This is a genomic window from Streptomyces ossamyceticus (genome assembly GCF_001418475.1).
Lineage (GTDB): Bacteria > Actinomycetota > Actinomycetes > Streptomycetales > Streptomycetaceae > Streptomyces > Streptomyces ossamyceticus.
On the sequence record NZ_LIQX01000757.1, the window covers coordinates 1 to 5,685 of the forward strand.

Annotated in this window: 6 protein-coding genes; 5 read left to right on the top strand and 1 reads right to left on the bottom strand. The window is 73.1% G+C overall.

Going from position 1 to position 5,685, the window contains the following annotated elements; translation table 11 throughout:
* The 4 genes from AOK15_RS38150 to AOK15_RS38165 all read left to right on the top strand — a co-directional run.
* On the top strand, window positions 1-1,352 hold a 1,352-nt coding region (locus AOK15_RS38150), incomplete at its 5' end, for an ATP-dependent DNA ligase (protein ID WP_055523414.1).
* Window positions 1,349-1,816 carry an NUDIX hydrolase gene (locus tag AOK15_RS38155; protein WP_055523417.1) on the top strand — a complete coding sequence of 156 codons (468 nt, stop codon included), beginning with the start codon at window positions 1,349-1,351 and terminating at the stop codon, window positions 1,814-1,816. The genes AOK15_RS38150 and AOK15_RS38155, both read left to right, overlap by 4 nt.
* A gap of 65 nt (window positions 1,817-1,881) precedes the next feature.
* Complete coding sequence (locus AOK15_RS38160; RefSeq protein ID WP_055523420.1) at window positions 1,882-3,267, top strand: NADP-dependent succinic semialdehyde dehydrogenase; 1,386 nt, start codon at window positions 1,882-1,884, stop codon at window positions 3,265-3,267.
* 25 nt (window positions 3,268-3,292) lie between these two features.
* Window positions 3,293-3,532 (top strand): DUF6213 family protein, encoded by a 240-nt coding sequence (locus AOK15_RS38165; protein WP_055523421.1) that lies wholly within the window; start codon window positions 3,293-3,295, stop codon window positions 3,530-3,532.
* A 23-nt stretch (window positions 3,533-3,555) separates the two neighbouring features.
* On the opposite strand, the gene AOK15_RS38170 is transcribed toward AOK15_RS38165, so the two are convergent.
* Window positions 3,556-4,218, bottom strand: a complete 663-nt coding sequence (locus AOK15_RS38170; RefSeq protein ID WP_055523424.1) for a thiaminase II/PqqC family protein — start codon at window positions 4,216-4,218, stop codon at window positions 3,556-3,558.
* A gap of 230 nt (window positions 4,219-4,448) precedes the next feature.
* Here AOK15_RS38170 and AOK15_RS38175 point away from each other — a divergent pair, with 230 nt between their 5' ends.
* Complete coding sequence (locus AOK15_RS38175; protein WP_055523422.1) at window positions 4,449-5,678, top strand: cytochrome P450; 1,230 nt, start codon at window positions 4,449-4,451, stop codon at window positions 5,676-5,678.
* Window positions 5,679-5,685: the final 7 nt, after the last annotated feature.

The window sequence follows — 5,685 nt, forward strand, 5'->3', positions numbered from 1 at the left end:
CCGGCTCGCAGGCGGAACGCCGGCGCCTCGTGGGCGAGTTGCTCGCCGCCGCCACCGACGTCGAGCAGCGCTATCTGTTCGGGCTGCTCACGGGCGAGGTCCGGCAGGGCGCCCTGGACGCGGTGGCCGTCGAGGGCCTCGCCCGTGAGCAGCCCGAACAGATAGCGCTGCTCACGGGCGAGGTCCGGCAGGGCGCCCTGGACGCGGTGGCCGTCGAGGGCCTCGCCTCGGCGACGGGCGCGCCCCCCGCCGACGTCCGCCGGGCGGTGATGCTCGCCGGGTCGCTCCAGACGGTGGCGCGGGCGCTGCTCGCGGACGGCCCGCCCGCCCTGGAGCGGTTCCGGCTCACGGTGGGGCGGCCCGTCCTGCCGATGCTGGCGCACAGCGCCTCCTCGGTCGCGGAGGCCGTGGAGAAGCTGGGCGCCTGCGCCGTCGAGGAGAAGCTGGACGGTATCCGTGTCCAGGTCCACCGCGACGGCCCCGACGTACGCCTCTACACGCGGACCCTCGACGACATCACCGACCGCCTCCCCGAACTGACGGCGGCGGCACTGGAGTTGCGGGGCGAGCGGTTCATCCTCGACGGGGAGGTGATCGCGTTCGACGAGACGGGGCGGCCGCGTTCCTTCCAGGAGACCGCCGGGCGGGTCGGCTCGCGGCTGGACGTGGCGACGGCGGCCGAGCAGGTGCCGGTGTCGCCGGTCTTCTTCGACGCGCTCTCCATGGACGGCCGGGACCTCCTCGACCTGCCGCTCATCGAACGCCACACCGAGCTGGCCCGGCTCGTCCCGGAGGCGATGCGGGTCCGGCGCACCGTCGTGCACGGCCCCGACGACCTCGCCGAGGCGGAGCGCTTCCTCGCGGACACACTGGCCCGGGGCCACGAGGGGGTCGTACTGAAGGCCCTGGACGCCGCCTACAGCGCGGGCCGCCGCGGTGCCTCCTGGCTCAAGGTCAAACCCGTGCACACCCTCGACCTGGTGGTGCTGGCCGCCGAGTGGGGCCACGGGCGGCGTACCGGCAAGCTCTCCAACCTCCACCTCGGCGCCCGCACCGCCGACGGGGGCTTCGCGATGCTCGGCAAGACCTTCAAGGGCATGACGGACGCGATGCTGACCTGGCAGACCGAGCGGCTGCGGGAGTTGGCCGTCGAGGAGAAGCGCTGGGGTGTGACCGTCCGCCCCGAACTCGTCGTCGAGATCGCCTACGACGGCCTCCAGCGCTCGACACGCTATCCGGCCGGTGTCACCCTCCGTTTCGCGCGCGTGATCCGCTATCGCGAGGACAAGACCCCCGCCGAAGCCGATACGGTCGAGACCCTGCTCGCCGCACACCCGGAGGTCCCCCGGTGACGACACCCAAGCGCAGTGCCGGTCTGCTGCTGTACCGCCGCACCGAGCACGGCGTCGAGGTGCTGCTGGGCCACATGGGCGGCCCGTACTTCGAGCGGAAGGACGCGGGCGCGTGGACGGTGCCGAAGGGCGAGTACGAGCCCGACGAGCCCGCCTGGGAGGCGGCGCGCCGCGAGTTCCGTGAGGAGCTGGGGCTGGAGCCGCCCGACGGGGAGGCCGTACCCCTCGGTGAGGTGCGGCAGACCAACGGCAAGATCGTCACGGTGTGGGCGATCGAGGCCGACCTCGACCCGTCGACCGTGGTGCCGGGGACCTTCCGGATGGAGTGGCCGCCCAGGTCGGGGCGGATCCAGGAGTTCCCCGAACTGGACCGGGTGGAGTGGTGCGACCCGGAGCGGGCCCGCGCGGTGCTCGTGAAGGCGCAGACGGAGTTTCTCGACCGGCTGGCTGAGCACTCGGGCTGAGCCCGCGTTGCGGCGCGCGTCGCCGCGCGGGAAGGTCGAGGGACAGCCCACGCAGGAGGTCAGGCATGCCCATCGCGACGGTGAATCCGGCGAACGGCGAGACGCTCAAGACGTACGAGGCCCTGGGCGAGGAGGAGATCGAGCGTCGGCTCGCGACGGCCGAGCGCACGTTCCGCACGTACCGGACGACGTCGTTCGCGGAACGCGCCCGGCTGCTGCGCCGGGCCGCCGACCTCCTGGACGAGGACGCGGAGGACGTCGCCCGTGTCATGACGACCGAGATGGGCAAGCCGGTCAAGCAGGCCCGCGCCGAGGTCGCCAAGTGCGCGAAGGCGATGCGCTGGTACGCCGAACACGCTGAGGTGCTGCTCACCGACGTGGAGCCCTCCGACGCGGACGTGAAGGACTCCGGTGCCTCCCGCGTCCTGGTCCGCTACCGCCCGCTCGGCCCGGTCCTCGCGGTGATGCCGTGGAACTTCCCGCTGTGGCAGGTGATCCGCTTCGCCGCGCCCGCCCTGATGGCCGGCAACGTGGGTCTGCTCAAGCACGCCTCGAACGTCCCGCAGACCGCCCTCTACCTGGAGGACCTGTTCCGCCGGGCGGGCTTCCCCGAGGGCTGCTTCCAGACCCTGCTCATCGGATCCGGCGCCGTCGAGGGCGTCCTGCGCGACCCGCGGGTCCGGGCCGCCACCCTCACCGGCAGCGAGCCCGCGGGCCGGTCCGTGGCCTCCGTCGGCGGTGACGAGATCAAGAAGACGGTGCTGGAGCTGGGCGGCAGCGACCCGTACATCGTGATGCCGTCGGCGGACGTCGACCGCGCGGCGAGGACGGCGGTGACGGCGCGTGCGCAGAACGCCGGTCAGTCGTGTATTGCCGCCAAGCGGTTCATCGTGCACGCCGACGTGTACGACGCCTTCGCCGAGCGTTTCGTCGAGGGCATGAGGGCGCTGAAGGTCGGCGACCCGCTGGACGAGGACACCGACGTCGGGCCGCTCTCCAGCGAGCAGGGCCGCGAGGACCTGGAGGGCCTGGTCGACGAGGCCGTGGAGAGCGGCGCCACGGTCCTGTGCGGCGCGGAGCGCCCGGACGGGCCCGGCTGGTTCTACCCGCCGACCGTCCTCGCCGACATCACCCCCGAGATGCGGGTCCACCGCGAGGAGACCTTCGGTCCTGTGGCCACCCTGTACCGGGTCGCCGACCTCGACGAAGCGATCGCAATCGCCAACGACACGCCCTTCGGGCTCAGCTCGAACGTATGGACGCAGGACGCGGCCGAGGTCGACCGTTTCGTACGGGACCTCGACGCGGGAGGCGTCTTCGTCAACGGAATGACCGCCTCACACCCGGCATTCCCGTTCGGCGGGGTCAAGCGGTCGGGTTACGGACGTGAGTTGTCCGGACACGGAATCCGGGAGTTCTGCAACATCACCACCGTGTGGCACGGGGCGTGAGCCTTCCGCGGTTACCATCCCCGTTGTGAACCGCGAAGTGACTCTGCCTCTGATCGTCGACGACCGCGGCACCCTTCAGGTGGCCGCCGCCGATGTCAGCAAGCTGCTGCGAACGGTGGGCGGGCGGTGGCTGCACCTGGTGGAGGCGGGCGCGGACGACCTGGACGAGGGCACGGTGGCCGCGCTGACGATCGAGCTGGCGAAGCTGGCCGACCGTATCGACGTGGCGTGCATCGCGCACAGCAGTGGTGCCGTGTCCGGCTGAGCCGGCCCCCTCCCGCCGCCTTCTCACAGGCGGGCGAGTGTGCTCCAGAACATGGATTCGTAGCTCTGCAGCAGTCGGCCGTGACGCTGGGCCAGCCTCTCGTCGAGCCGGCCCGCCTCGCAGCCCTCCTCCACGGCCGCCCGGGCGCTCTTGTCCAGGTCGGGGGACGGCTCGGCGAAGAAGTCGAAGAACGCGCACGCCTCGTCGGTGAGGTCGTAGTGGTGGCGCAGGGCTCGCGCGATGGTGGCGCAGTAGCCGCCCCAGGAGGCGAAGTTGGCGGTCAGGGCGAGGACCGCGTCGGCCGGCGCGGCCTCCAGCGCGAGACGGGCCACGTACGACGGGTAGGCCTGGCAGCCGGGCAGCGGTTCATGGGCGGCGGCCCGTTCCTCGTCCACGCCGCAGGCCCGCGCGAACACCGTGAGGTGGCCGGCCGCGACGGTCTCGCCGTCCGCGAGCAGCCGGAAGAACGCGGCGCTCGCGGGCGCCTCGGTCGCCGCCCGCCGGGCCAGCCGGGCGAAGGAGCGGTGGTCGGAGGCGATCACCAGGTGCTGCTCCAGGGCCAGTACGGCGAGGGTGGCGCGGTCGGCCGTCCCGGCGGCGATGAGCGGCAGCAGAGGGTTGTCGTCGGGGTCGGGGGCCAGTTTCGCGGTGAGGGTCTCCAGCAGGTGCCCTGCCGTGCGCGTCATGGCGTACTCCCGTCGGTTCCGGCGGCGGCGCTGTGCCTCCTCGACCATGACACGGCCACCCGGCCCGCAGCAGGGGGCGGTGGTCCGTCCGGCTTCGCCGGTCCGGAGTAGTCCGGCGCGAGATCGCCGGGCCGACAGGTGATCGTGGGTACTCCACCGCATCACCGCGTGCCCCGGCCGAAGGCCCCTTCCGGACAGCGAAAGCAGGCGTTCCCCATGCGTGGCGACACATGACGACGAGCGAAGAGACCCTGGGCGCCCCGCCGGTACGGCACTGGCCCGTCCTGAGGCTGAGCGGGGTCGACTTCGACCCGGTGCTGGCCGAGCTGATGCGGGAGGGCCCCATCAACCGGATCCAGCTGCCCAACGGCGAGGGCTGGGCGTGGCTGCTGACCCGCCACGACGACGTACGGCTGGTGGCGGACGACCCCCGGTTCAGCCGGGCGGAGGTGGCCGGCCGTCAGGTCACCCGGTGGGCACCGCACTTCGCCCCGCGGCCCGGCGCGATGCCCTTGGCCGACACGCCGGACCACGCCCGGCTGCGCCGTGCGCTCGCCCCCGCCTTCGACGCCCCGGGCATCGCCCGGCTGCGGGCGACGGCGCGGCGGAAGCTGGAGGCGACGGTGGACGCGATGCTGCGCGACGGCCCGCCCGCGGACCTCGTCGCGCGGGTGCTGGAGCCGTTCGCGGTCACCGTGATCTGCGACCTGATGGGCGTCCGCGAGGCGGACCGCGAGGAGATGCGGGTGCGGACCCGGCGGATCCTGTCCCTGACGGACGGCGCCGAGGCCGGTGAGCGGGCCGAGCGGGACATGACGGCGTACTTCGCGAAGGCCGTCACCGAGCACCGGGACTCCGGCGGGCGGGACTCCGGCGAGGAGGACGTCCTCTCCCTGCTCGGCGCGGCCGTAGGTCGGGGCGACATCACCGAGGAGGAGGCGCCGGCGCTGGCCGGTTCCCTCCAGATCGGCGGTGAGGCCCTCACCCACAACACGGGCCGGATGTGCTTCGTCCTGCTGAGCCGCCCCGACCTGCTCGCCCGGCTGCGCGAGGAGCCCGGACTGCGGCCGCGCGCCGTCGAGGAGCTGCTGCGGTACGTCCCGCACCGCAACGCCGTCGGCCTGTCCCGGATCGCCCTGGAGGACGTGGTCCTCCACGGTGTCCGCATCCGGGCCGGCGACCCGGTCTATGTGTCGTACCTGGCCGCCAACCGCGACCCTGACGTCTTCCCCGACCCCGAGCGCATCGACTTCGAACGCGACCCGAACCCCCATCTGGCCTTCGGGCACGGCGCCCATCGTTGCGTGGGCGCCGGTCTGGCCAGGCTGGAGGCCGAACTGGTCGTGGACGCGCTCCTCGACCGGGTGCCGGGCCTGCGGTCGGCGGTGCCGCCCGCCGAGGTCCGCTGGCGTCGCGACGCACTGATCCGCGGCCCCGAGGCCCTCCCGGTCACCTGGTGACCGTCAC

Bases quoted from the DNA above. Each gene is read 5' to 3' on its own strand.
- AOK15_RS38160 (WP_055523420.1), top strand. From the start codon at position 1,882: ATGCCCATCGCGACGGTGAATCCGGCGAACGGCGAGACGCTCAAGACG.
- AOK15_RS38170 (WP_055523424.1), bottom strand. From the start codon at position 4,218: ATGACGCGCACGGCAGGGCACCTGCTGGAGACCCTCACCGCGAAACTG.
- AOK15_RS38175 (WP_055523422.1), top strand. From the start codon at position 4,449: ATGACGACGAGCGAAGAGACCCTGGGCGCCCCGCCGGTACGGCACTGG.